Source organism: Thiobacillus sp. 65-1402, from assembly GCF_001897685.1.
Lineage (GTDB): Bacteria > Pseudomonadota > Gammaproteobacteria > Burkholderiales > Thiobacillaceae > Thiobacillus.
In genome coordinates this window covers 1-21,335 of sequence record NZ_MKUG01000146.1, presented here as the reverse complement: position 1 = coordinate 21,335, position 21,335 = coordinate 1, and the positions used below count along the sequence as shown (strand labels likewise).

25 protein-coding genes are annotated in these 21,335 nt (G+C 57.3%); 16 read left to right on the top strand and 9 right to left on the bottom strand.

Annotated elements, in window-relative coordinates; all coding sequences use genetic code 11:
* Positions 1 to 453: lytic transglycosylase domain-containing protein (locus BGO62_RS11420; RefSeq protein ID WP_296642476.1), on the bottom strand; the 453-nt coding region annotated here is incomplete at its 3' end.
* A gap of 515 nt (positions 454 to 968) precedes the next feature.
* Between BGO62_RS11420 and BGO62_RS11415 the strand changes: the two genes are divergently transcribed.
* The 9 genes from BGO62_RS11415 to BGO62_RS11375 all read left to right on the top strand — a co-directional run bounded on the left by BGO62_RS11415 (position 969) and on the right by BGO62_RS11375 (position 9,819).
* On the top strand, positions 969 to 1,517 hold the full coding sequence (locus BGO62_RS11415; RefSeq protein WP_296642474.1) for a hypothetical protein: 549 nt from the start codon (positions 969 to 971) through the stop codon (positions 1,515 to 1,517).
* A gap of 124 nt (positions 1,518 to 1,641) precedes the next feature.
* A complete protein-coding gene (locus BGO62_RS11410; protein ID WP_296642472.1) occupies positions 1,642 to 2,082 on the top strand; it encodes a hypothetical protein in 441 nt (146 codons plus the stop codon).
* A gap of 59 nt (positions 2,083 to 2,141) precedes the next feature.
* Positions 2,142 to 2,684 (top strand): hypothetical protein, encoded by a 543-nt coding sequence (locus BGO62_RS11405; RefSeq protein ID WP_296642469.1) that lies wholly within the window; start codon positions 2,142 to 2,144, stop codon positions 2,682 to 2,684.
* 55 nt (positions 2,685 to 2,739) lie between these two features.
* Positions 2,740 to 3,123: a hypothetical protein gene (locus tag BGO62_RS11400; RefSeq protein WP_296642467.1), complete on the top strand. Its 384-nt coding sequence runs from the start codon at positions 2,740 to 2,742 to the stop codon at positions 3,121 to 3,123.
* 83 nt (positions 3,124 to 3,206) lie between these two features.
* Positions 3,207 to 4,127 carry a hypothetical protein gene (locus BGO62_RS11395; RefSeq protein ID WP_296642466.1) on the top strand — a complete coding sequence of 307 codons (921 nt, stop codon included), beginning with the start codon at positions 3,207 to 3,209 and terminating at the stop codon, positions 4,125 to 4,127.
* A gap of 408 nt (positions 4,128 to 4,535) precedes the next feature.
* Positions 4,536 to 4,970 (top strand): hypothetical protein, encoded by a 435-nt coding sequence (locus BGO62_RS11390; protein ID WP_296642464.1) that lies wholly within the window; start codon positions 4,536 to 4,538, stop codon positions 4,968 to 4,970.
* Positions 4,940 to 7,042 carry a MobH family relaxase gene (gene mobH / locus BGO62_RS11385; RefSeq protein ID WP_296642461.1) on the top strand — a complete coding sequence of 701 codons (2,103 nt, stop codon included), beginning with the start codon at positions 4,940 to 4,942 and terminating at the stop codon, positions 7,040 to 7,042. The genes BGO62_RS11390 and mobH overlap by 31 nt, the downstream gene beginning before the upstream one ends.
* A gap of 1 nt (position 7,043) precedes the next feature.
* Positions 7,044 to 9,104, top strand: coding sequence for a type IV conjugative transfer system coupling protein TraD (traD, locus tag BGO62_RS11380; protein ID WP_296642459.1), 2,061 nt, complete (start codon positions 7,044 to 7,046; stop codon positions 9,102 to 9,104).
* An 85-nt stretch (positions 9,105 to 9,189) separates the two neighbouring features.
* Positions 9,190 to 9,819 (top strand): DUF4400 domain-containing protein, encoded by a 630-nt coding sequence (locus tag BGO62_RS11375; RefSeq protein ID WP_296642457.1) that lies wholly within the window; start codon positions 9,190 to 9,192, stop codon positions 9,817 to 9,819.
* A gap of 121 nt (positions 9,820 to 9,940) precedes the next feature.
* Here BGO62_RS11375 and BGO62_RS11370 read toward each other — a convergent pair whose 3' ends face one another.
* Positions 9,941 to 10,117 (bottom strand): hypothetical protein, encoded by a 177-nt coding sequence (locus tag BGO62_RS11370; RefSeq protein ID WP_296642455.1) that lies wholly within the window; start codon positions 10,115 to 10,117, stop codon positions 9,941 to 9,943.
* A 127-nt stretch (positions 10,118 to 10,244) separates the two neighbouring features.
* On the opposite strand from BGO62_RS11370, the gene BGO62_RS11365 reads away from it, so the two are divergent.
* Positions 10,245 to 10,568 (top strand): hypothetical protein, encoded by a 324-nt coding sequence (locus BGO62_RS11365; RefSeq protein ID WP_296642453.1) that lies wholly within the window; start codon positions 10,245 to 10,247, stop codon positions 10,566 to 10,568.
* Between the two features lie 5 nt (positions 10,569 to 10,573).
* Here BGO62_RS11365 and BGO62_RS11360 read toward each other — a convergent pair whose 3' ends face one another.
* The 7 genes from BGO62_RS11360 to BGO62_RS11330 all read right to left on the bottom strand — a co-directional run bounded on the left by BGO62_RS11360 (position 10,574) and on the right by BGO62_RS11330 (position 15,765).
* Complete coding sequence (locus tag BGO62_RS11360) at positions 10,574 to 11,410, bottom strand: zonular occludens toxin domain-containing protein (protein WP_296642448.1); 837 nt, start codon at positions 11,408 to 11,410, stop codon at positions 10,574 to 10,576.
* Positions 11,407 to 11,712, bottom strand: a complete 306-nt coding sequence (locus BGO62_RS11355) for a DUF5455 family protein (protein WP_296642445.1) — start codon at positions 11,710 to 11,712, stop codon at positions 11,407 to 11,409. The genes BGO62_RS11360 and BGO62_RS11355 overlap by 4 nt, the downstream gene beginning before the upstream one ends.
* The gene (locus BGO62_RS11350) at positions 11,712 to 13,052 is read right to left on the bottom strand and encodes a hypothetical protein (RefSeq protein ID WP_296642443.1); all 1,341 of its coding nucleotides are present in this window, start codon (positions 13,050 to 13,052) and stop codon (positions 11,712 to 11,714) included. Before BGO62_RS11350 ends, BGO62_RS11355 begins: the two co-directional genes overlap by 1 nt.
* A gap of 78 nt (positions 13,053 to 13,130) precedes the next feature.
* Positions 13,131 to 13,415 (bottom strand): hypothetical protein, encoded by a 285-nt coding sequence (locus BGO62_RS11345; protein ID WP_296642439.1) that lies wholly within the window; start codon positions 13,413 to 13,415, stop codon positions 13,131 to 13,133.
* A gap of 410 nt (positions 13,416 to 13,825) precedes the next feature.
* Positions 13,826 to 14,356 carry a hypothetical protein gene (locus BGO62_RS11340; protein ID WP_296642437.1) on the bottom strand — a complete coding sequence of 177 codons (531 nt, stop codon included), beginning with the start codon at positions 14,354 to 14,356 and terminating at the stop codon, positions 13,826 to 13,828.
* Complete coding sequence (locus BGO62_RS11335) at positions 14,356 to 15,423, bottom strand: phage/plasmid replication protein, II/X family (RefSeq protein ID WP_296642435.1); 1,068 nt, start codon at positions 15,421 to 15,423, stop codon at positions 14,356 to 14,358. Before BGO62_RS11335 ends, BGO62_RS11340 begins: the two co-directional genes overlap by 1 nt.
* 36 nt (positions 15,424 to 15,459) lie before the next feature.
* Positions 15,460 to 15,765, bottom strand: coding sequence for a single-stranded DNA-binding protein (locus BGO62_RS11330; RefSeq protein WP_296642433.1), 306 nt, complete (start codon positions 15,763 to 15,765; stop codon positions 15,460 to 15,462).
* A gap of 116 nt (positions 15,766 to 15,881) precedes the next feature.
* Here BGO62_RS11330 and BGO62_RS11325 point away from each other — a divergent pair, with 116 nt between their 5' ends.
* The 6 genes from BGO62_RS11325 to BGO62_RS11300 form a co-directional block, all read left to right on the top strand.
* The gene (locus tag BGO62_RS11325; protein ID WP_296642431.1) at positions 15,882 to 16,265 is read left to right on the top strand and encodes a hypothetical protein; all 384 of its coding nucleotides are present in this window, start codon (positions 15,882 to 15,884) and stop codon (positions 16,263 to 16,265) included.
* A 355-nt stretch (positions 16,266 to 16,620) separates the two neighbouring features.
* Positions 16,621 to 17,709 (top strand): NAD(P)-dependent alcohol dehydrogenase, encoded by a 1,089-nt coding sequence (locus BGO62_RS11320; protein ID WP_296642429.1) that lies wholly within the window; start codon positions 16,621 to 16,623, stop codon positions 17,707 to 17,709.
* A 163-nt stretch (positions 17,710 to 17,872) separates the two neighbouring features.
* Positions 17,873 to 19,345: an aldehyde dehydrogenase family protein gene (locus BGO62_RS11315; protein ID WP_296642427.1), complete on the top strand. Its 1,473-nt coding sequence runs from the start codon at positions 17,873 to 17,875 to the stop codon at positions 19,343 to 19,345.
* 96 nt (positions 19,346 to 19,441) lie between these two features.
* The gene (locus BGO62_RS11310; RefSeq protein ID WP_296642425.1) at positions 19,442 to 19,777 is read left to right on the top strand and encodes a cytochrome c; all 336 of its coding nucleotides are present in this window, start codon (positions 19,442 to 19,444) and stop codon (positions 19,775 to 19,777) included.
* A gap of 10 nt (positions 19,778 to 19,787) precedes the next feature.
* A complete protein-coding gene (locus BGO62_RS11305; RefSeq protein ID WP_296642422.1) occupies positions 19,788 to 20,465 on the top strand; it encodes a hypothetical protein in 678 nt (225 codons plus the stop codon).
* 13 nt (positions 20,466 to 20,478) lie between these two features.
* Positions 20,479 to 21,335 (top strand): FAD-dependent oxidoreductase (locus BGO62_RS11300; protein WP_296642418.1); only part of this gene is annotated, 857 nt, incomplete at its 3' end.

Here is a 21,335-nt window from a genome sequence, read left to right as displayed (position 1 = left end):
CACCCATGCACCCAGCTTGACGCTGGTACAGGCATCGTAGAGGTGTGCCTCGGTATATCCGAGTGACTTGATTGGGTTCCTCCGCAGCCACCGGGTATTGATCTGCATCAGCCCAATGTCCTGAGACTGCGTACTCGCTGTGTGAGTGCTGTTAACCGCATGCGGTCTCATATTCGACTCAACTTGGGCCACCGCCTTCAGCAATAGTGGTGAGACCCCGTACATCGCCCCCGCCTCATCAAAACAGAAGGCGTGGGCTTGGGTATAAAAAAGGGCCGTCAGGAGAACAACCCAAGGGGAGGAGAGGGAATCCATGGGGCGAATGCTAGGGATGCGCTCATCCCGCTTCCAGCGGAAATCAAAAGAATGTTTTTTTGATTGATTGCTGAAAATAAAATCTGAAATGGATAAAATGGACGGTTGCCCAAAAAAAGAAAACCCAATAAGGGTCAAGGGACTTACCCGAAAGGGCTTGTTCGCTTGAATAGACGCGAACACAAAGGAATACGGGGGTTTAAGGGAAACGGCTTACTGGTTAAGGGCTAAAAATGGCTGGACAAAGAGCGCCCACCAGATTGCGTCCTAGCGGAAATCACCAGAAAAGTTTTTGAGAGTAAAGGCCCAGACTCGACCCGACAAGCAGTGAAAGTATGGGTCACCCCTGCGTTACTGGGCGGCCGATGTAGGACAGCAAGCGGTAGGTCGTGAAATCAGCGTGCACTTCTGCTGATCGGCCAAAGGCGACGGAGCGCTTTCGGTCCGCTCCGTCCGCAGTGCAATTCAATACCGGACACCGGCCTGTCTGGGCAACGCGAACGGCTGCTTTAGTGTCAGTCGGCAGGACCCGACCCAAAACAGGCGGGCATGGGAAGCGCCACCAGTGTCCAGTGTTCGGTGCGGATACACATATTTGAATCTCAGATGTATCTAGTAAACTGAGGACGATTCATATCGTCCGGAGATAGTAGATGAAAACAATGATCGTAGTTGTATCGCTTACCTTGGCTACGCTGACTGGATGTGTCCAGCCCCCAGTCAGGCCCGAGCTTTCTGGCAGCATAGTGAACGATTTTATGCAGAGGAAAGCGCCAGACTCCGGCGGACGAGTTTACGTAACCATGGGCACTTATAGAACGCCCCTTATAACGGTTGACCGCGGATGGGATTCAGGCGATTTGTTTATTAACAATATGCGCGTTGAAACAGTGAACAACACAAAGGAATACATCGCTATTGACCTCCAGCCCGGGCAATACGTATTCACGTGGTTACCTCTTGCAGGATATGAACGATCAAAAACCAGTGCGAACCCTGTAATTGTGACCGTTCAAAACGGCCAATCACAGTTCCTAGCGCTGGATGCCGCAGAGGGCGCGAATTTGCTGTCAGCCTTCGGTGCAATTGGGGCGATTGCTGGTGTCAATCGGGTTACGGATGTGAGAAAAGAAATCACGGGCAGCATGCTAGAAGGTCGGAGGCCAGTTTCTTATTTTGATCTTCGCAATCAAAAGCTCTAAGGAAGCCATAGACCACCCCGTGTTCAGTAGGCATCCGGGGCTATGTTTAGTGTGTGTTCGCAGCCCCCCCCCCACAAGCCCCGCTTGGCGTGAACCCCAAACAAACAACAAGGGAGCACATGCATTGACCGCACAGACCCCCGAAAAGATCTTGCTGGACGGTGAGATGCTGGACCTATGCACCGAACCGTTAGGCCACTACTTCTACTTCGGGGGGACACAGCCCGACTTCGCCCCCCGTGCAACTAGTTGTTGGCGCAGCTACATCGGTACCTGGGAAATTCGCAACGGGCGCCTCTACTTGGTCGGCATTGATGCCAAACACAGAGATAGGAATCCCGTTAAGTTGGAAGACATTTTCCCAGGCTACCCTGAACGGGTCTTTGCGCACTGGTTCACCGGCATCCTGCGTTGCCCTCGGGGTCCAATGCTCGCTTATGAGCACATGGGTTACGGCAGCGTCTTCGAGGAGGATATACTCCTGTATGTCAAACAGGGAGTGCTCATGAGTCGTGAGGTGAGAACCAACGATGTGACAAACGATACAGACGCGTGGGCGGAATGACATACTGGATCTCAGGTTATTTCCTCATCGGTGCCGTAGTGTCGATACTAATTCTACGAATGGTTCATTACGACCCGCGCGCAGGGAAGCCTCTGATAGACCTAAGCTACATCCTCTATCCGGATGGCAAACCTTTGGGCTTGCGTATCCAGGAATGGATAAGCGACCGGCTCGTCCCCGTTTTCATTTTTCTATCAGTGATGGCAACTTGGCCATTTCTCGTCTTAGTCGTGGCATATGGGCGCCTGAAAGCGGGTTTTTCTACCGACACACAACCGGACACCGAAGCTGCCTGCGAAATGGAAGGAGAAAACGGTGCCAAATTCCATGCCCACTCCAGTAACCTGGTTGCACCCACCACAGTGGAGGAGGTGGAGGCATGGGAGCGGATTGTTGATCCCTTAGGGGCCGTTCCGCCTGTCCCCTTCGGCCACCTTAACAGCGCTTGGCTTTCGTTCAAGGCTGCCATGCAACCCAACGACGAACTCTGGTCATTCGCCTCAACGAAAGACGAAACAAAACGTATATGGGCGGGGGTCAGGGGATATGCCATCCGGCGCGATGGCCGCATTGTCGCTGAGGTCGTGGTGGGGGTGGGCTAGCTCCCCATCCGAAGTTAGTAAACCTACTTCAACTATCGGCATACAAAACGACATTATGAATCCCATTTACACAGCCGCGTTCCTGTCGCCCGCCCTTACTCCTTTGATCCACCAAGGAGTTTCCACCTGGTTTGAAAATCCACAATTAGCTCCGCCCGGTTTATTCAAAATGGGGGTGATTGGGCAACTGTATAAGCAGATCGTTGTGTTCATTTCTTTAGCAGCATGGTTTTCATTGTTGGGTTTGCTATTCACCGGGAATTTCTCGTTCATGTATGCGATCGGCGCATTTATTTTCGGATTCATTGTTGGCGCACTGTTTCTTTCACTCCACAGAAATGTCGGCTTTTTCAATCTCCTAATTGAGAATCTGGAAATGCCTGGTGTTCTCGCGGCGAGTTTATTCATTGTTCATTGGAATGCATGGTCAGCCCAATGAAATTCAGTCAACTGGCATTTAAGCAGTGATAATTACCGACAATATTAAATTTGGGCCTCCGAGCCAGCACGTTGAGCCTCACGATGATTCCGCAACAGTTTTCGATTTTCCGCTGGTTTCGGACCCACCTTTTTCTGAGTGGGGTAATTGGGTTGGCGACTGTATTGGTCGTGGAGACAATAGATACTCCGGAATCCAATAATCTTCGGGAAACCCCAGAACGTGCAATTCAGATGGCGCGGATTTTTTCCAGTTACATCGTTGATGGCGATGTGGAGAGCCTAATTCATTTTACTGACCAAGAAGAAACGGCTGAAAGACTTCGCCGATCGCCGCCTCCATCATTTCGCAATATCTTGTGGTCCGAGGTTGAGGCGACAACACTTCTCCCTCGATCACATTCGTCGCTTGCACCAATAGATGCAACGTTCTCTCCCCCAGAGTCGCGTATGCAGATCATCCGGCTTGAACGCCGAGATTCATTTTTCGTAATGACATTTGTCGCTCTGAGCGGGCCACATTTTACGAATGAGTACATCGAGGCAGACGGGCATCCCTTAGTTGTTACAGTAGCTGTTCGCTACATTGTGAAACCCCCGAAAACCCCCTTTGGCAGGTGGCGCAATCGACTAGCAAACATTGACTGGCTTCCGGACACAATTCACGAAATGGTGTCCGGAGATTGGTATCTCATTGATTACCGTTATTCATTCAATCTGCGCGAGTATTACGAATGGGTTCGAAAGAATGAGCGACGTTTGTATAACCAGTGGGAACAAGATATGAAGAACACGCCTGCTGTAATAGGATCAAAAGATTGGCTTAATGGTTTGGAGAGTCGGGCTTCTGAGGAAGTGAAAGCCTCTTATTTATGGAGTTACTCCACATCCGAAAGGCAATTAGCGGAGGTCTTGGATCAGCTTTCGCAACAATCAAAATCAAACACAATTCCTGAAACCAAACTCAACAATAGTTTCAATCGCCCTTCGCCTATCGTCGAGTGAGCACCCCATCACTGGCAATCCGGGGCAGGCCAGGGTTTTTTCTGAACGACTGCTCTGGAACCGCATAGCGGATCAAGTTGGCTCTGAACCCGCCGGCCGCTTTGGCCGAGGAACAGAAGTGCAAGGCCAACTGACTAACGACGGCTCCACCACAGATAACTGACCTTGATGGCACCGAAGGCCGAACAGCCAGGGTTGATTTGAGACCATAAAGTACTAAAAAATCGACACATGCCGTAGGGCCATGTCTTCTACGATTCAAGCCTCTCCCCCATAAAAAACGCCTACCACAAAACAAAAAACACTTCAGCAATCAATCAAAAGAACTTTGTTTGCATTAACTGCTGCATAACCAAGGTCGAGTCCATAGCATCACGGGCATTTTCACTCCTCGCGCAAAGAGTGCCCGTGTCTTCCATAGAAGAACCCAACAATCAGGATCATCCTGTCACGCTCTTCGCACACATTGCGGCACGATTCGAACAAATCGAACTGTCCCACTGGACGGTCGTTGTGTTTGCATGGCTTGCCCGTTATGACGGGATCGATCGATGCTATTTTGAAGACGAAGAGGAATCTCCAGCCCATGAGGTGCTTCATTGCATCTCCGAACTGGAGCATGGGACTACAGACGACGAAGTAGCCCACGCGCTATCTCATCTTGAATTCCTTACTTGGCGTGTCCGCCATCCCGAAACCGCGGAGCGCTGGGATCCGCTCTCACTATCCCTCAGTGATTTCATCGGCGGGGACTTATCGCCCAATTGCTGGAAATGGGAAGGGACTTTCCCGTCTTCACACGTAATTGCCTCATGGCTCATCGAACAGCTCACACACCGCTGATGTCCGGTGATTGGCTGCTCATTGCCGCTGGAGCCTTCGGAGTAGGCGGCGTATGGGTCGTTTGGCGTATTGCCTGCCACACCGACCACGCGGCGTCCGACCATTCAACTCCATCCGGTAGCGATTCAAGGGCAGCCAACCATATTAAGGTTCTCCCTGGCAAAGCCGTCCTGGATCAACTCAACCTTCAAGCCCTGGTCGACGGATGTCGTGACCGCATGGGCTTCGACTACACCCTGTTCAACCAAGACTGCATGCCCGTCATCGAGCGGGCTGCGGAATGGACACAACTGCTACCAGCCTCGGAATCGCACCATCACGCGCAGCCCGGTGGCCTCATGACCCATATGATGGAGTCGGCAGCACACGCGCTACGCTTCCGGCAGGGCTATCTGCTTCCGGTCGGAGCAGCCCCCGAGGAAATCCCGGCTCGCAAGCACCGCTGGACTTACGCGGTGTTCCTTGCCGCGCTACTGCATGACATTGGAAGGCCTATGGCCGATATCAACGTCCAAGTTCTCCGATCGAGAAAACCTTGTGGCAAGTGGCAGCCTCTTGCTGGCTCGATGCTGGATCAGGGGTTGACGCATTACACGTTGAATTTCGAGATAACGCGGGATTACGACTTGCACAAGAAACTGCCTATCGTGCTGTTCCAGAGGCTTGTCCCTTCCCATGTTCTCGCTTGGCTTGCCGATGACGTACAGCTCATGGGCGATTTGACGAGCTACCTTTCGGGGGATGATCAAGACAAGGGGGTGCTGCGAGAAATCATCACACGCGCCGACTCCGAGTCAGTCAAGAACAACCTGATGCAGGGACCGCGCACCCGCTTTGCTTCCGCCCGGTCGGTGCCACTAATCGAACGCCTGATGCAAGCCTTGCGCCTGATGCTGGAAGAAGGGCGACTGGGCCTGAATAGGGCGGGCTCCCATGGCTGGGTTTACGATGGAAAAATCTGGTTCGTGTCCAAGCGGCTGGCTGACGAGGTACGCCAGTTCCTGACTGAACGCGAAAGCGGGGAGGGCATACCTGGCAAGGATAAGAACGATCGCCTTTTCGATACCTGGCAAGAGTACGGTGCCTTGATTCCCACCAGTGAGAACCGTGCTGTGTGGCAGGTCATGGTCAGTCTCGATGAAGGGTGGGAACAAAAGCTGACCGTGCTGTGCTTCTCGCTCGACAAACTGTTCCAGTCCCCGATTCTTTACCCGGAAATCATGAGAGGCAAGATCATTGCCGGAACGCAGGATGCCTCATACATCCAGCCGCTCGATTCGGAATCCGAGCTAACTATTGGTTCCATGAGTGATTCTGGCGTTGAGCCAGCCACCAACCCATTGGAGGATCCGGCCAACCAGCTGTCCCTTGTCATACCGCAGCCCGAACCAACCTCCTCGCCGAACTCTGAAGAGCAGCCGAGGCGGGCCACCACGGCTCTCCCTCCCCTTCGCCCGCCGGCACAGCCCGGAGCGGCCGCATTATCTGAACAGAAGGGCGCGGCTGAGGAAGCAGGCTTTCTCGATGAAGATGACACCGCGATCAAACATTCACCGAAACCCAAGCCCCCTACTGCAGCAGCATTGAAGCCGGTTGCGCCGGCAGGGCAGACAGCGGCCAGGCCCAAGCTTGGCTCGAAAAAGAAGGAACCCTCTGGTGCAGCCTTGCGGTTCATGCGCTGGATTCAGGAAGGCCTCTCGGAAGGCAGCATGCCGTACAACCGCGCGGACGCCATGATTCACTTCGTTGACGAAGGAATGATGCTGGTTTCCCCAGTGATCTTTCGCAAGTTCGCTGAACTGTTCGGGGAGGAGGGCGATGGCACGCCATCGGATCGAGCGGGGAGCAAGCTGGGGACCGGCATCCAGCGCCAGGTTACCAATGCTGGCTGGAATCTGGTTACCGGAGAGAAGAAGAGCAACATCCAACGTTACATGGTGATCGGCGCCGATGGCGAGGGCAAGAAACTGATCTCTGGCGTGGTCATACTGGATCCTGTTCGATTCGTGAATCCACTTCCGCCGAATAATCCCTGCATTGTCAGGTTCGACAAACCCATCGAACACGTCTGACATGAGCTATCCCATCGAAAATCTATTCAGGCCCGCGGTCGAATACGTGCCGGCCTTTGCTTCATTATCCGGTGCCATTCTCCTGATGAGCGCTCACGAGTGGTTTTTCCTGCCAAAGGAGCTGATCGTGATAGCCGCTGCCGGCATGGTCCTGCATGCCGGCGTGCGACTGAGACAGGGTATTCGGGTATCCCGATTTCAGCGCAACCTTACTAGGCTGCCTAAGTACGTCATTCCTACCAGCGAAATTCCCGTATCGAAAAGCCGCCTTTTCCTCGGCCTTGGGTTCAAATGGGATCAACGCCATACCCAGCGCCTGGCGCTGGCGCGAGATCCCAAGAACCGTCGTTACATCACTCAATCCGGCCTGTATACCTGGGCGCGTCGCTTCGAATTCCGCCACGAAGGGCGCGGCGGCGCCTCGGGCTGGATGGCGCGACAGACCAGGAAGGAAGCCTGGTGGAATCCGGTTACGCCATTGCCGCCTGTCGGCGGCGATCCGATCATTCACGGCCTGGAGCCGGACGAAACGGAAATCAGCATGGATCTGGTCGAGCGGCCCGGTCACATGGTTGTGCTGGGCACCACACGGGTCGGCAAATCACGCCTCGCCGAGGTGCTCATCACACAGGACATTCGGCGAGGCGACGTGGTGATCGTATTCGACCCCAAGGGAGATGCCGGTCTGATGACCCGCTGCTACATCGAGGCGGCCATGGCCGGGCGCGAGTTCTTCATGTTTCACCTGGGCTACCCCGACCAGTCTGCACGTTACAACCCGATCGGTAATTTTGCCCGAACCACCGAGGTCAGCACCCGTATCGCTGGCCAGCTCCCGGGCGAAGGACAGTCTGCCGCGTTCAAGGAATTTGTCTGGCGCTTCGTGAACGTGATCGCACGCGCGCGCACCACCCTCGGCTACCGTCCGGATTACCGCATGATTTATGAGGATGCGGTCAATATCGACGCTTTGGCGCTGGAATACTTACGCTTCTGGCTTGACCGGGAACAGCCCGGCTGGAAAGAGGCGGTTGATGCTATCGAGATGGATAAGACCCAAATTCAGCAGGCAATGAAATCGGGACGGACGATCGATGCCATGAAAATCCTGCTGTTCGTCCGCGAGAATAATCTGCATGACCCGATCGCGGACGGCCTGGCATCCATCCTGTCAAATGACCGCAGCTATTTCGAGAAACTGGTGTCCAGTCTTTATCCCTTGCTGGAAAAGCTCACTACCGGAAAAACCGCGCAGATACTGTCTCCGCAGTACGACGACCCGACTGATCCAAGGCCGATCTTCGACTGGATGAGCGTCATCGAACGCGGCGCGGTGGTCTATGTCGGGCTCGATTCGCTTTCAGATTACGAAGTGGCTGGCGCAGTGGGCAACGCCATGTTCGCCGACCTGACCTCGATCGCCGGCCAGACCTACAAGTTCGAGCAGGGCTACGGGCTGTCCACGGCCATCCCCAAGCGCAAACTGTCCATCCATGCGGACGAGTTCAACGAGCTGATCGGCGACGAATTCATCCCGCTTCTGAACAAGGCTGGTGGTGCGGGATTCCAAGTAGCGGTCTATACCCAGACCTGGGCCGACGTGGAAGCCCGCATTGGCAACAAGGCGAAGGCCTCACAGATTGGCGGCAACCTCAATACCCTGATCATGCTACGGGTCAAGAACAAGGAAACCGCCGAAATTCTCACCGACCAGCTCCCGGATGTGCAACTGGTCACCTCGATTCAAGCCAGTGCTGCCACGGACAGTTCAGATGATCGTGAGGTGTTGTCTTTCACCACACGGAACGAAGACCGGATCAGCACCCAGGAAGCCCCCATGTTGTCGCCTGCTGATCTGGTGCAGTTGCCCAAGGGGCAGGCTTTTGCGCTTATCGAAGGCGGCCAGCTCTACAAAATCAGACTCCCTCTGTTCGACCCCGACGAAGCGCACCCCATTCCTGCATCGTTGGAAGACATTGCCGCGAGCATGCGTCAGAAATACGACACGCACGGCACCGAGACGGAAAATCTGGTCGTTGAAGGGAAGGGCAGTGGCTTCTAGGAATTCCGGTCTCTATGACAGCAATGTTGCAGTCGCCTTTCTGTGGCCATTGAAATGGCTTTTTGGGACGCTATTGCTATATGTCATGCTTGGGCTCATCGCCCTCACCGCGTCTTTCCTGTTTGCCAAATATCAATGGCTGGATCCTGTGCAAGCTGCCGACGCTTTGTTCCAGTCGGAAACCGCACGCATCAAAGAGCTTATACGGCCAGGAAGCCACGCCGCCGGCCTTTCCACACTTACCGAGCACACCCAACAGTGGACTTACTGGCTTTTTTTCAAGGCGACATCACTCCATGAAGCCACCTATGCCTATTTCTCCGGGTATCTGGTCAACGAGGTTGACCGGATGTACCTCAGCCAGTTTGTAGCGCGCAATGCACGGGAAATCTACCTGGCTATGAACGTGATTCAGGTCTACGGGATCAGGATTGGCTTGGCACTGGCTGCGACCCCTTTGTTTTTCCTGTTGTATGTCTTGGCTGGCGTAGACGGCCTGACCGAGCGTTATATCCGCCGCGCGTGCGCAGGACGCGAATCGGCGGATCTGCACAAAATTGGGCGCCTCGCGAAGCTGATGTTCTTCGCATCCGGGTTCACGCTATATCTCTGCCTGCCGGTTGCAATGAGCCCGTTCTGGGTCATTGCACCATTAGCGTTGGTTTTTGCGGTGTCCACACGGGTTCAGTGGCAGTTTTACAAAAAATATTTTTGAGAGGATCGGGGGTGAATGTTGACAAGTCGAAATAATTTGTGTCTGATGATGGCCTAGTAGGGTCAGGGATGTGGCCAGACGAGTCTACTTGAGCAATGCGAAGCGCCCCTTAGGGGCTTTATCAAGACCCGATAATATGCACATAATGGGCGGTTAAAACAAAGACCACAGCAAAAAATGACCCGCCAAGGCGGGTTTTTTTTCGGCTGCTGAACTCGCCCAAATCCGCAGGAAACGCAGCAGCCGCGCCAGTAAAAGCACCTGGCACGCCCGCCGCTTTTCTTTCCTGCTCTGGCATCACCAAACTACGGCGTCTAGCTTTTTTGTAGTTCCTGTTTTTTTCCTTTCCACAGAAATTTCCGCGACCCCCTCAGAAGGGCGAGGGGGCGGCGCGGAAATTTCTACCACGTGAAAAGGAAAAAACCATGAACCACTCTTTAAAAAACCCAGACGCTCATCGCCGCTTGGCTAGAGGGGCCAACGCTGGTGTATGGTTTCGTGGTCTTGGTAGGCGTTACATGGGAGGCGATGAGTTCGAGAACCGCCAGATGTGGCTGGATTTCAAGGACGCTGTAGGGCCGGCGCTAGAGGCACTGGCCAGCGTGGTGATGGAGCGCAGGAAGGCGTTTAAAGCATGGCTGAAGGCATTTCGGATGCCGGCGCCGGTAGAACTTCCTTCGTTGCTGCAAATGCCGCTGCCGTTGTTTGTTGCGTGGTTTCCACTTGCGAAGGCGGCGGCGGCGGCGTGATAACGCTATTGTCGGCACATCAGGACAGAGCGGCCAGCAGGATCAGCCACCACCCAGTCATGACGGCCAAGAAGGCCAAGGCGCTCAAAAACAAGAGCGAGACATACCGTTGCAGCCTTTCGTACGAGATAAGCGGATGGCGGCGATTTTGGCGGGTTTTGGGGGACAAGGTAACGCTTGGGGAGGGTGCAAAAGGTGCCTTGGTCATAGTAGGGATTGAAGGTCTGTTTGGTGTCGTAGGATTGATAGAACCGTTTGCCGGCGTACCACCAGCGATCGACGACAGGGCTTTCGCGCTCAGCGCCATAACGAACGGTAGCGAAGTGGATCTTGGGGAAGGTGAGCTGATAGCCGGTAAACAGCTTGATGACCTTGGACAAAAGCGGGATGGCCAGGCGGTCGGCACGCTTGCAGGAAACAAGATGCTCGGTCAATGCCAGGCGGACTTGCTTGTCGATGATTTGCAAATCCTGAACGATCAAAAGCACGTCCCAGCCTTTCTTGCGGGCGTGAAGCATCCAATCAAGCATGGGCTGTCGGCCCTTGTCGGCATAGGCGCGGGTGTTGAGCCAGGTGCCGCACTCGTCGAGAACGAGTAGACCGTTTTTTTCCTCGTCGTAGGTGGTGTTACCCGACCCGAGCGCATCGAGCGCATCGGCTGTCGGGTAGTCGGGAAGGCGCTCAACGTAGGCCATCGAATCGCGCTTCTCGGCGAGGTGCTCCATCCAGATATCGAGGTTCGTGGCAACGCGGTTGCCACGGCGGAGGTAGTCATGGATGCGGCCAACGCAGACAAGGGTTTTGCCGCTGCCCAGCTTGCCGGTGATGACGTAGACGCTCATGTGATGTAGCTCAGGACTTTGATGTTTTCGACGTGCCAGTCATAGACAGCGCGCACGACGGTTGCGGAAATCACCACGGCGACACAAGCGGCGGTGTTGGATGGGACAAGCCATGACAATTCGCAGAGTCCAGGTGCGGCGACAAGGACGCCGTTTATAAGCCCTTTGATCGACATCCAGAAACCGAGGGTGAGCGCAGCGAGGGCGGTTAACGCGGCGGTGCCGATGGCAGCTTTTTTGGTCATCCACTGGCCGAAGAATCCAGCCAGCGAACCAAGGAGAGACGCGAGAAAGGCGATCATTATTTGCCACCTCCAAGACGGAAAAGAGAGAGGACATAGAGAGCAGTGAGCAGGCCTATGACCCACGAAAAAACGCCCTTGAATGTCTCCATCGGGCCGCACCAGTTGTAGGACGCTGTTTTGCCAAGAATGGTCATGGTCAAAGGCGCGCAGCCGCATTGAGCGGGGAGAAATCCGCCGATGGAAAAATCATCCTCGATGACTGCAGACTTAGACACCTCGGCGCCGAACAGGGCGGCGAGGCCATCCATGGCAGTGTCGAGGGCGGATTTTTGATCGCCGAGGGAGGAATCTACGTCCTTGGGGCTGAGCGCATCCTTGATGGCGGCCGTATCGGTTTTGATGCCGGTGAGGGTGCCTTCGGTTGCCAGTCCCGCTTTGTCGAAATTGACGTTAACCGGGGTTGTAGAAGTACCGGCCTGGGTGCCGGTGCCAGGTGCTACTCCAGATCCTTGGCCGGTGACCTTGGAAGCGCCAGACGCATCAGGAGCGGACAGGGTAGTCGTATTGGTTTCGGTGGTGTTGTTGCCATTGTTGGGGCGACTCTCGTTGACCGTAGAAGATCCATCCGGGTTGATCTGGATGGACTTGCTGGAGCCGTCCGGCTTGTTGGACGTGATGATGTTCGGCTGCACGGCAGTCGTAGCAGGGATCTTGCCGGATGCGCAATCAGGATCGCGGGGATCGACAGCAAAGCTGTTGCCAGTGCGTTTGATACCGCACCTGTCATCTGGAGGTTTCTGGACTGCGGACTCGTCGGTCTTGACACAGGAGCCATTGGATACGCTATAGCCCGATGGACACGAGCTAACAAAAAGCACGGTCGAGTAACCCACATAGCCATCGGAAAAACGAACCGACTTACAGACACCAGAGATCGTTCCATCAGGAAAGGTAGAAGGAGGCTCAGGAATCCAGGTGTATTGGTTAACAGAGTTAGTTTCGTTGGCGCAGGCAGCGTCAGGACTGTCATACAAGGGACTGGAAACGGTTTTGCGGAATTTGCCAGAAAGGGGAAGGGTGTCAGGCGCAACAGGCTCAACAGATCCGGGCGGAGCAGGCTTCCAGCCCGGCGGCACAGGCAAAACGGCCGCGGGAGAGAGCTGAACATCAAGATTAGAAGACTGATTGGATGCGGGATCGAGAGCGAACGTCAGACCTGCGACAGCAGCACCAATGGCGACGGTACCGAGCGCAGCCGGAGCGCCGAAAACGAGAGCGAGACCAGCACCAGCCCCACCGACAGCAGCGACGATACCGGCCGTGCCGAAATCATAGGCGTGGGCAGAAGGTGCGGCCAGAAAAAAAAGCAGAGCAGTAAGGGAAGCGATTTTTTTCAAGAGACACCCCGAATAGAGAAAAGAAACGTCCTCCCCCCACTCCCCCGCTGGCGCGTGGTCGGGGGGGAGGACGTTTTGTTACACAGCGCGGCCGAGCATCTTCTTCACGAGGCGGATACCCAAGATGATCAGCATGATCGAGACGACCGCGCCAGTTGCCAGGCCGCCCAGAGTTGCGGCGTCCGCCTCCAGCGCGGTGATGCCAGCGGAGACGGCACCATCGACAGCGGCCTCAGCCGGAGCGGGATTGAACAGGGAAGCAAGCGCGACGGAACCGGCGACGGCAAGCGTTTGAGCGCCAGCCTTGACCTTTTGCACACCAGCACGGGTTTTTTGATACGCGGTTTTGATCCAAGCAAACATTTCAGACTCCTTAGATTTTGCTGGCTAGGCGAAGGTTGAGCCGTTGCCGGTTGCCGTCCGGTTTACGGTTTTTTCCCCGGAGGGAAAGGAAGTCAAATCAGGTCGAGGAACTGGCGAACTGCCTTGATACCTCGACCGATAAACCAGCCGATGCCGAACGCGGACAGCAATGCGCCAATGAATTCGGCTTCGGTCATGAGAGCAATCCCGCAATTAAGCCGATGCCGAACATGACAGCGATGCCGACAAGCTGGACGGTGGTGACAGTATCCATCAAGACAGAATCCAGAGAGCGGCAAGGCCGATGCCGAAAATGAACCATGCGATATTGCGAAGATCGCGGGCAATCGAAGAGGGAGAGGGATTCATGATCTTGGCCCATTGCTTGACCATGAGAGGGTGGCAGTACATCACGCGGCCCCATTGCAGGACGAAGCCAGGTCAAACAGCCAGAGCGCCAGGTCAGGCGGTGTTTTTTCGCGCTCCGTGCGGCCCATAAGCTCAATGCGGCCAGATGCAACGCCCAGGTGAAACGGGACAGCAGGCAAGCCAGGTGCGCCAACGATATAGAGCCAGGTCGATTTCGGCGCACGATGGCCGAACCACGATTGGCTGATTGGGTAGGTCAAGCCGCCGAACGAATCACGACAGCCAGGTGCAGGCAGACCAGCAGCCGGCCACAGAGTCGAGCAGGCGGGATGTTCCAAGACGCCACCGACGCGGCGAACCTGATCGACAGCGAAGAAGGCCAGCTCGGTTTCGGTTTTCTGATGCTTTGAAAGATGACGAAGACGACCCCAAGCACGGCACGGAGGATGCGCGACAACCGGCAAGGAACCGGCATAGGTCAGGGCGTCCCGGTCTTCGTCGTAAACGTCAGCCAGGTCAAACGCCTTATAGGGGCTGGTTCGATGGGCAAAAAGAACGGCGGCGGTTTTCATCACGCGACCCTCCGGATGTCGTCCCAATTGGCAACAGGCCGGGCCAGGTCAAAGCGAACACGAGGGAAGGGAATGACGATTGCATCGCGGAGGTGCTGATCACTGATGCCGGCGCGACGAAGCAAGGTTTGATGATGAGTGAAGGTGCGACGGCTCATGCTGTCCTTCGTCACTTCGTAACCATCAGCACGGATGTTGCGATAGGTCGAGAATGCCGCACGGGCTTGGTTCTCACTGCATTCATTGGCCGTCATGATGGCCTTCAAGATATGGTCTCGTTCCATGTTCTTTACCTCGATTCCGTCTGCGATGAGCGGGACAAAAAAGTCATTATGCAAGGCGATCAACGCCTCTTCATTCAGGTCTTGCCAGCGCTTGCCAGCTTCTTCAAGGCGGCGAAACCATTTCGCGCCGCGTGTGTGTTCCAGGCGGATTACTTGGTCGAGTAGGCCGACGTTTTCCGGGAGGGTTTGAAGCTTGTTCTTTTTCCAGAGGTGCTGGACTTGCGGGCCTTTGTGGTAGGCCTTGCCTTTGCTGAGGTCCGAGCCGGGGTTCCAATAGACGGTATCGCCGCCACGGTTATGCGAGCTTGGGCGGCGGCGTGCGCCCGCTGAGACGAGCAGTTGAGCGAGTGCGTGCTTGACGGATGCCGCATCGGGCAGCGCGTAATTGGCGGTAACGTCGATCCGCCGGCATTGCCAATGATAGACATCAGGTAGCAGGAGTTGCAGACAGCGGCTTGCATGGTCAATGAGCACCTTTGCGCAGTGATTGATGTCGAGGCTACCCCAGACGTTGAAGCCGTGTTCTAGGCTGGCCGGGCTGGCACCGATGACCAGCACATCGGTTTTGCCGTCGCCGGTCAGTTGCCAGTAGAGACCTGGAGAATCGGAGCGCAAGGCGTCAATGTCGAGGGTGCGCTTAATCCAAACAACTTCGCCAGACGAATCGCATGAAACGATATGTCCCGAGAAGGCGGCCACCCGCGCATACAACGCGGGGTGGCTTTGGGCACTGATAGGAAGGCGCATGGTTAGCCAGTCGATCAGGTAAGGTGAGCAACCCATTGCTCAAAGTCCGGGTATTACAGTAGACCCGGACTTTTAAGCCGCCGCCTTGTTGACCGCCTGCGCGGGCAGCTTGAAAAGCTTCAAACGACCGATGGACAGGCCGCCGTACTGGCCAACGATCAGGCTGGATGCGTCGATGGTGTAACGGCCTGTGTCGTACGGAAAAGCATTGGGTTCGAGGGTGATGTCGATAGGGATGAGACTGATTTCGCCGGTGATGGTGTCGGCCTGGTGCAGGTGGCCACGCTGGGTGATGATTTCGTAAGGTTTGCCGGTGGCTTTGGCGGTGCCGCGCTTGATGGCGGTCTTTTGGCTGTTCACGTCGATGGTGATTTGCATGGTAGCTCCTGGTGGTTAGATAGTCGTAAGTCACGACAAGCGAACCATAGTCGTAAGTCACGACATTTTGCAAGTCATTTTTTACGACTATCATTCGCTCCCACAGGAGGTGTCGCATGATCACCACAGATTTGCTTGATGCAGTAATGAAAAAAACAGGCGCAACCAGCGACTACAAGCTAGCGCAAGTACTTGATTTTACTAAACAAAAAGTATCAGACCTGAGAGCAGGAAGAAACAAACCCGACCCTTACGAATGCGCAAAGATCGCAGAAGTCCTAGACCGCGATCCATTGGAAGTAATCGCTCAAGTTGAGGCTAAAGCGGCCAGATCGGAGAAGAAGCGCGAGTATTGGCGCCGTTTTTTTTCTGGCATGAAGCGCAGAGCGCACGTCGCCGTGTTGTCAGTGACATGCGGTTTTTTCGCCGGCGCGCTGCCGGGTGGACACGCTGAGGCCGGGCCGGTGGCGACTTCGCATAATGTATATTATGTTAAATAATGTACTTGAATGGTTACGCGCCTGGCTTGCTGTTGTCGGGGCAACGGAACTTCGGTAACCAGGGTTTCCCCGGCCGCCTCTCGTCTCCCTACCGAGCAAGCGACACTCAACCAGTTGGGAATTAGGCTGCCAACCATTCAGCCGACAGCGACACCGGAATTCCGTTGTGCCGACAACGCCCTCCGCCTACTACCTCATACAGAATCTCAAGTATCTCGCGTCGCGAAGTTCGCCGCGCATGCGCGCCGTCAGGTGCTCGACTTCGGCCGCCAAAGAAATTGGCCGTCGCGGGAACACGGATTCAGATATGAGCTAAAAACGAAGTGTCCCTGAACCCATCACGACGGAGTCACACATGAAAATCCAAGCAGCGGTCACACATGCCCAGGGTCAGCCTTTTTCCATCGAAGACGTGACCCTGTCGGGGCCCAAGGCGAACGAGGTGCGGGTCAGGATTGTCGCCACGGGGGTCTGTCATACCGATGCGGTGGGGCGCGACCTGGGCGTGTCGCCCTACCCCATCGTGCTGGGCCATGAGGGGGCCGGCATCATCGAGCAGGTCGGCGAGAACGTCACCCGTCTGCTGCCCGGCGACCACGTGGTGATGTCCTTTGCACACTGCGGCCAATGCGACAACTGCCTCACCGGGCATCCGACCGTATGCGCGACCTTCAATGAGCTGAATTTCGGCGGACGCATGGACGATCACACCTGCCGTCTGCACCAGGGCGACGCCGATGTGCACACTTTCTTCGGCCAATCCTCCTTTGGCACGTACGCCATCGCCCACGAGCGCAACGTGATCAAGGTCGACAAGGACGTAGACCTGGCGCTGCTCGGGCCGCTGGGGTGCGGCATCCAGACCGGCGCCGGTACGGTGCTCAACCGTCTCAAGCCCGCGTTCGGCACCTCCATCGCCGTGTACGGCTGTGGCGCAGTCGGGCTCAGCGCGATCATGGCGGCGAAAATCGCCGGTTGCCCGCAGATCTTCGCCGTGGATGTGCATGACAACCGCCTGCAGCTGGCCCGCGAACTGGGTGCGACGCATGCGCTGAATGGCCGGAACGTCGACGTGGTCAGGGAGATCAAGGCCGCCGCCAACGGCGGTACGCACTATGCCGTGGAGACCACGGGGGTGCCGCCGGTCGTGCGTCAGTGCCTGAATGCACTGCGCCCGCTGGGGCAGGCGGCGATCGTCGGCGTGACCCCGGAAATGAGCATCGACGTGCATAACGACCTGATGGCGGAAGGCAAGAGCATGATCGGCGTGATCGAGGGCGATTCGGTGCCGCGGGTATTCATTCCCCAGTTGATCGAGTTCTACAAGGCGGGCCGATTCCCCTTCGACCGGCTGATCAAGTTCTACGATTTCAGCGAGATCAACCAGGCCTTCGAAGACTCCAGGTCGGGGGCCACCGTCAAGCCGGTTCTCAAGCTGGTCTGAACGCCCGCGCACTGCACGGAGCGGGTCAGGAACAACTGGCATTGCTCGCGGGGACGGCTATGCTCAAGTTCAAGACGCCGGACCGGATGGATTCTTCGTCATACCTTGTGCAGGGTCGCTGGTCCGGTCGGGCGTTGGTTTGGATACATAGCGGAGAACCTCCATGAGCAGCCCAGCCGCCTATCAGAACCTCGAATTGCTGCCGATCGCCGGCCAATGGCGCAAAGGCACCTCGGGCCGCGTCCTGGATGTTGCCGACCCTTTCACCGGGGGCACCTTGCTGAGCCTGCCGATGGCCAGCCGCGAGGATCTGGACGAGGCCTATCGTGGCGCGTACGCCGCCCAGCCCGCATGGGCGGCCATGGGCCCGACTGCGCGTGGCGACGTCATGCAGCGGGCGGTGGCCCTTTTCGACGCGCGCAAGGATGAAATCACCGGCTGGCTGGTCCGCGAGGCGGGCAGCACCCGGATCAAGGCGGAAATCGAATGGGCTTCGGCGCGGGCCATCACGCAGGAGGCGGCGAGCCTGCCGGGGCGGATGCACGGACGCATTCTGCCTTCCGACGTGCCGGGCAAGGAAAGCCGGGTATACCGCCAGCCGCTGGGCGTGGTCGGGGTGATCAGCCCGTGGAACTTTCCGCTGCACCTCAGCGCCCGTTCGGTAGCCCCGGCGCTGGCGCTGGGCAATGCCGTGGTCATCAAGCCGGCCAGCGACACCCCGGTGAGCGGTGGCCTGTTGCTGGCGCGTCTGTTCGAGGAGGCGGGCTTGCCTGCCGGCGTGCTCAGTGTGGTGGTCGGTGCCGGTTCCGACATCGGCGATGCCTTCGTCGAACACCCCATTCCGTCCTTCGTGTCGTTCACCGGCTCCACCACGGTCGGTCGCAACATCGGCCGCATTGCCAGCAGCGGCGAGCATCTCAAACACGTTGCCCTGGAGCTGGGCGGCAACAGCCCGTTCGTGGTCCTGGCCGATGCCGACGTCGAGGCGGCCGTCGATGCCGCGGTGGTCGGCAAGTTCCTGCACCAGGGCCAGATCTGCATGGCGATCAACCGCATCATCGTGGAGGCTCCGCTGGTGGAGGCGTTCACCCAACGCTTCGTCGAGCGGGTCAAGGCCTTGCCCTGCGGCGATCCGGGCAAACCGGAAACGGTCATCGGGCCGGTGATCAACGACCGGCAGCTGGCCGGCCTGAAGGACAAGATCGCCAGGGCCAGGCAAGAAGGCGCGCGCGTGCTGCTGGGTGGCGAGCCGCAAGGCAATGTCATGCCGCCGCATGTGTTCGGCGATGTCACTGCGGAGATGGGCATCGCCAGGGAGGAGATTTTCGGTCCGCTGGTGGGCATTCAATCGGCCCGCGATGCCGAACATGCGCTGGAGCTGGCCAACCGCAGCGAGTATGGATTGTCCAGTGCGGTCTTTACCCGCGATCTCTCCCGTGGCGTGCAATTTGCCCAGCGCCTTCGCGCGGGCATGACTCACGTCAACGATATGCCCGTCAACGACGAGGCGAACGCGCCCTTCGGTGGCGAGAAGAATTCGGGCATCGGTCGCTTCAATGGCGATTGGGCGATCGAGGAATTCACCACCGACCATTGGATCACGGTGCAGAGCGCGCCGCGCGCGTATCCGTTCTGAGCCGGGAGCCGGCCATTGCGGCTGAATGAACGAGGCGATCGTTGAAAAGCATCACCCGTCGCCTTGCCATCACGGATCGATACAAAGGAGCATGCCATGTTGTTTTTCTTGCGTAGTGCGATCGCGAAGCGGATGTTCGCTGCCTGCGTGGCTCTGCCGCTGGCAGGGCTGGGCGCCGCCGCTCAGGCCGAAAGCCAGTGGGGTAGCGGCCAGAACCTGTACAACAAGCTGTGTGGCTATTGCCACAAAGCCGAGGTCGGCGTCGGTCCGCTGCTGGAAGGCCGCGGCCTGCCGGAGGCCTACGTCAAGGCCATCGTGCGCAGCGGCTTCAATGCCATGCCGGCCTTCCCCGCCTCCTACGTCGATGATGAGTCCATCGCCCTGCTGGTCAAGTACCTGTCGACCCTCCCGGCGCCGGCCGCTCAGCCTTGAGGAGCCTGCCATGAGCGTCGATCGTCGTTTCGTTCTCAAAAGCATGGTCCTTGGCGGTGCCGCCGGCGTGGTGTTGAGCCGGTCGCTACCGGTACTGGGAGCCCCTCTTTCGCGCAGCGCTATCCGCCCGGCATTGGCGCTGGTCGGCAGCGGCGTGGCTGAAGCGGCTTTTCTGCAGGGTGCCAGGGCGGCTGTCGGCACGCAGCTGCAGGTGCTGCAGATGGACCCCGGCCTGGGCTTCATGCTGGATTTCGAGCAGCGGTTGCGCGCGGGCCGGTCGCTGCGGGTCATCGGTCTGCTGGACGATGCCGCGGCGACGCTGGTGCTGGATCTGGCGCGCAGCGCCGGCGCCCGCATCCCCTGGCTGGGGCACCACACCGGCGAGGCCGGTTCGACCCGCCATCGTCTGCTGAATACCGATCTTGCCGAAGGTTGCGCACGGCAGCTCAGCCGCCATCTGCATGCCTGCGGCGCCGGTTTCACCCTGGACGAGGAGCGCCAGGGCAGCGCGGCCCCGGCCCGGCAGCTGGCGGGGCCAGCCCGCAACGGCGCGGGTTCTGCGCAGTGGGCAGCCGGTGTCGGCTATCTGCTTGCCACGCTGGGCACGCGCCCGACCATGATGCCGCGGGTTTCCGTGCAGGGCACGCTGCCCAGCGGCAGTTTCGTTTCCTTTTCGATCGAGGTCTGAGGGAGTCTGATCCATGTCTGAACAGATGAATGGCGTACTGCCCAGGGGCGTGACGCAGAAAAAATTCAACGCGGCAGTGGAAAAATTTCGCGCCCTGCTGGGGGAGGGGAACGTACTGCTCAAGGCCGAGCAGCTGATTCCCTACAACAAAATCATGATGTCGGTGGAGAATGCCGCCCATGCCCCCTCGGCGGTGCTGACCGCCACCACGGTCGAGCAGGTGCAAGGCATCGTGAAAATCTGCAATCAGTACCGGATTCCGATCTGGACCATCTCCACCGGGCGCAACTTCGGTTACGGCACGGCGGCCCCGGTGCAGCGCGGACAGGTCATTCTCGACCTGAAGAAGATGAACAGGATCATCAAGATCGACCCGGACATGTGCACGGCGCTGGTCGAGCCGGGGGTGACTTTCCAGCAGTTGTACGACTACATCGAAGAAAACAAGCTGCCGCTGATGCTGTCCTTCTCCGCTCCTTCGGCGATTGCTGGCCCGCTGGGCAACACCATGGACCGCGGCGTGGGCTATACCCCCTACGGCGAGCACTTCATGATGCAGTGCGGCATGGAGGTGGTGCTGGCCAACGGCGACATCTATCGCACCGGCATGGGCGGCGTCAAAGGCAGCAACACCTGGCAGATCTTCAAGTGGGGCTATGGCCCGACGCTGGACGGCATGTTCACGCAGGCCAACTACGGCATCACCACCAAGATGGGCTTCTGGCTGATGCCCAGGCCGCCGGTGTTCAAGCCGTTCGAAGTCATCTTCGAGAACGAGGCGGATATCGTCGAGATCGTCGACATCTTGCGCCCGCTGCGCATGGCCCAGATCATTCCCAACTCGGTGGTGATCGCCAATATCCTGTGGGA

Excerpts from the sequence above, each read along its gene's own strand:
- BGO62_RS11415 (WP_296642474.1), top strand. The coding sequence starts at position 969 with ATGAAAACAATGATCGTAGTTGTATCGCTTACCTTGGCTACGCTGACT.
- BGO62_RS11405 (WP_296642469.1), top strand. The coding sequence starts at position 2,142 with ATGGTTCATTACGACCCGCGCGCAGGGAAGCCTCTGATAGACCTAAGC.
- BGO62_RS11400 (WP_296642467.1), top strand. The coding sequence starts at position 2,740 with ATGAATCCCATTTACACAGCCGCGTTCCTGTCGCCCGCCCTTACTCCT.
- BGO62_RS11395 (WP_296642466.1), top strand. The coding sequence starts at position 3,207 with ATGATTCCGCAACAGTTTTCGATTTTCCGCTGGTTTCGGACCCACCTT.
- mobH (WP_296642461.1), top strand. The coding sequence starts at position 4,940 with ATGGCTCATCGAACAGCTCACACACCGCTGATGTCCGGTGATTGGCTG.
- traD (WP_296642459.1), top strand. The coding sequence starts at position 7,044 with ATGAGCTATCCCATCGAAAATCTATTCAGGCCCGCGGTCGAATACGTG.
- BGO62_RS11375 (WP_296642457.1), top strand. The coding sequence starts at position 9,190 with ATGCTTGGGCTCATCGCCCTCACCGCGTCTTTCCTGTTTGCCAAATAT.
- BGO62_RS11370 (WP_296642455.1), bottom strand. The coding sequence starts at position 10,117 with ATGCCAGAGCAGGAAAGAAAAGCGGCGGGCGTGCCAGGTGCTTTTACT.
- BGO62_RS11365 (WP_296642453.1), top strand. The coding sequence starts at position 10,245 with ATGAACCACTCTTTAAAAAACCCAGACGCTCATCGCCGCTTGGCTAGA.
- BGO62_RS11360 (WP_296642448.1), bottom strand. The coding sequence starts at position 11,410 with ATGAGCGTCTACGTCATCACCGGCAAGCTGGGCAGCGGCAAAACCCTT.
- BGO62_RS11355 (WP_296642445.1), bottom strand. The coding sequence starts at position 11,712 with ATGATCGCCTTTCTCGCGTCTCTCCTTGGTTCGCTGGCTGGATTCTTC.
- BGO62_RS11345 (WP_296642439.1), bottom strand. The coding sequence starts at position 13,415 with ATGTTTGCTTGGATCAAAACCGCGTATCAAAAAACCCGTGCTGGTGTG.
- BGO62_RS11340 (WP_296642437.1), bottom strand. The coding sequence starts at position 14,356 with ATGAAAACCGCCGCCGTTCTTTTTGCCCATCGAACCAGCCCCTATAAG.
- BGO62_RS11335 (WP_296642435.1), bottom strand. The coding sequence starts at position 15,423 with ATGGGTTGCTCACCTTACCTGATCGACTGGCTAACCATGCGCCTTCCT.
- BGO62_RS11330 (WP_296642433.1), bottom strand. The coding sequence starts at position 15,765 with ATGCAAATCACCATCGACGTGAACAGCCAAAAGACCGCCATCAAGCGC.
- BGO62_RS11325 (WP_296642431.1), top strand. The coding sequence starts at position 15,882 with ATGATCACCACAGATTTGCTTGATGCAGTAATGAAAAAAACAGGCGCA.
- BGO62_RS11320 (WP_296642429.1), top strand. The coding sequence starts at position 16,621 with ATGAAAATCCAAGCAGCGGTCACACATGCCCAGGGTCAGCCTTTTTCC.
- BGO62_RS11315 (WP_296642427.1), top strand. The coding sequence starts at position 17,873 with ATGAGCAGCCCAGCCGCCTATCAGAACCTCGAATTGCTGCCGATCGCC.
- BGO62_RS11310 (WP_296642425.1), top strand. The coding sequence starts at position 19,442 with ATGTTGTTTTTCTTGCGTAGTGCGATCGCGAAGCGGATGTTCGCTGCC.
- BGO62_RS11305 (WP_296642422.1), top strand. The coding sequence starts at position 19,788 with ATGAGCGTCGATCGTCGTTTCGTTCTCAAAAGCATGGTCCTTGGCGGT.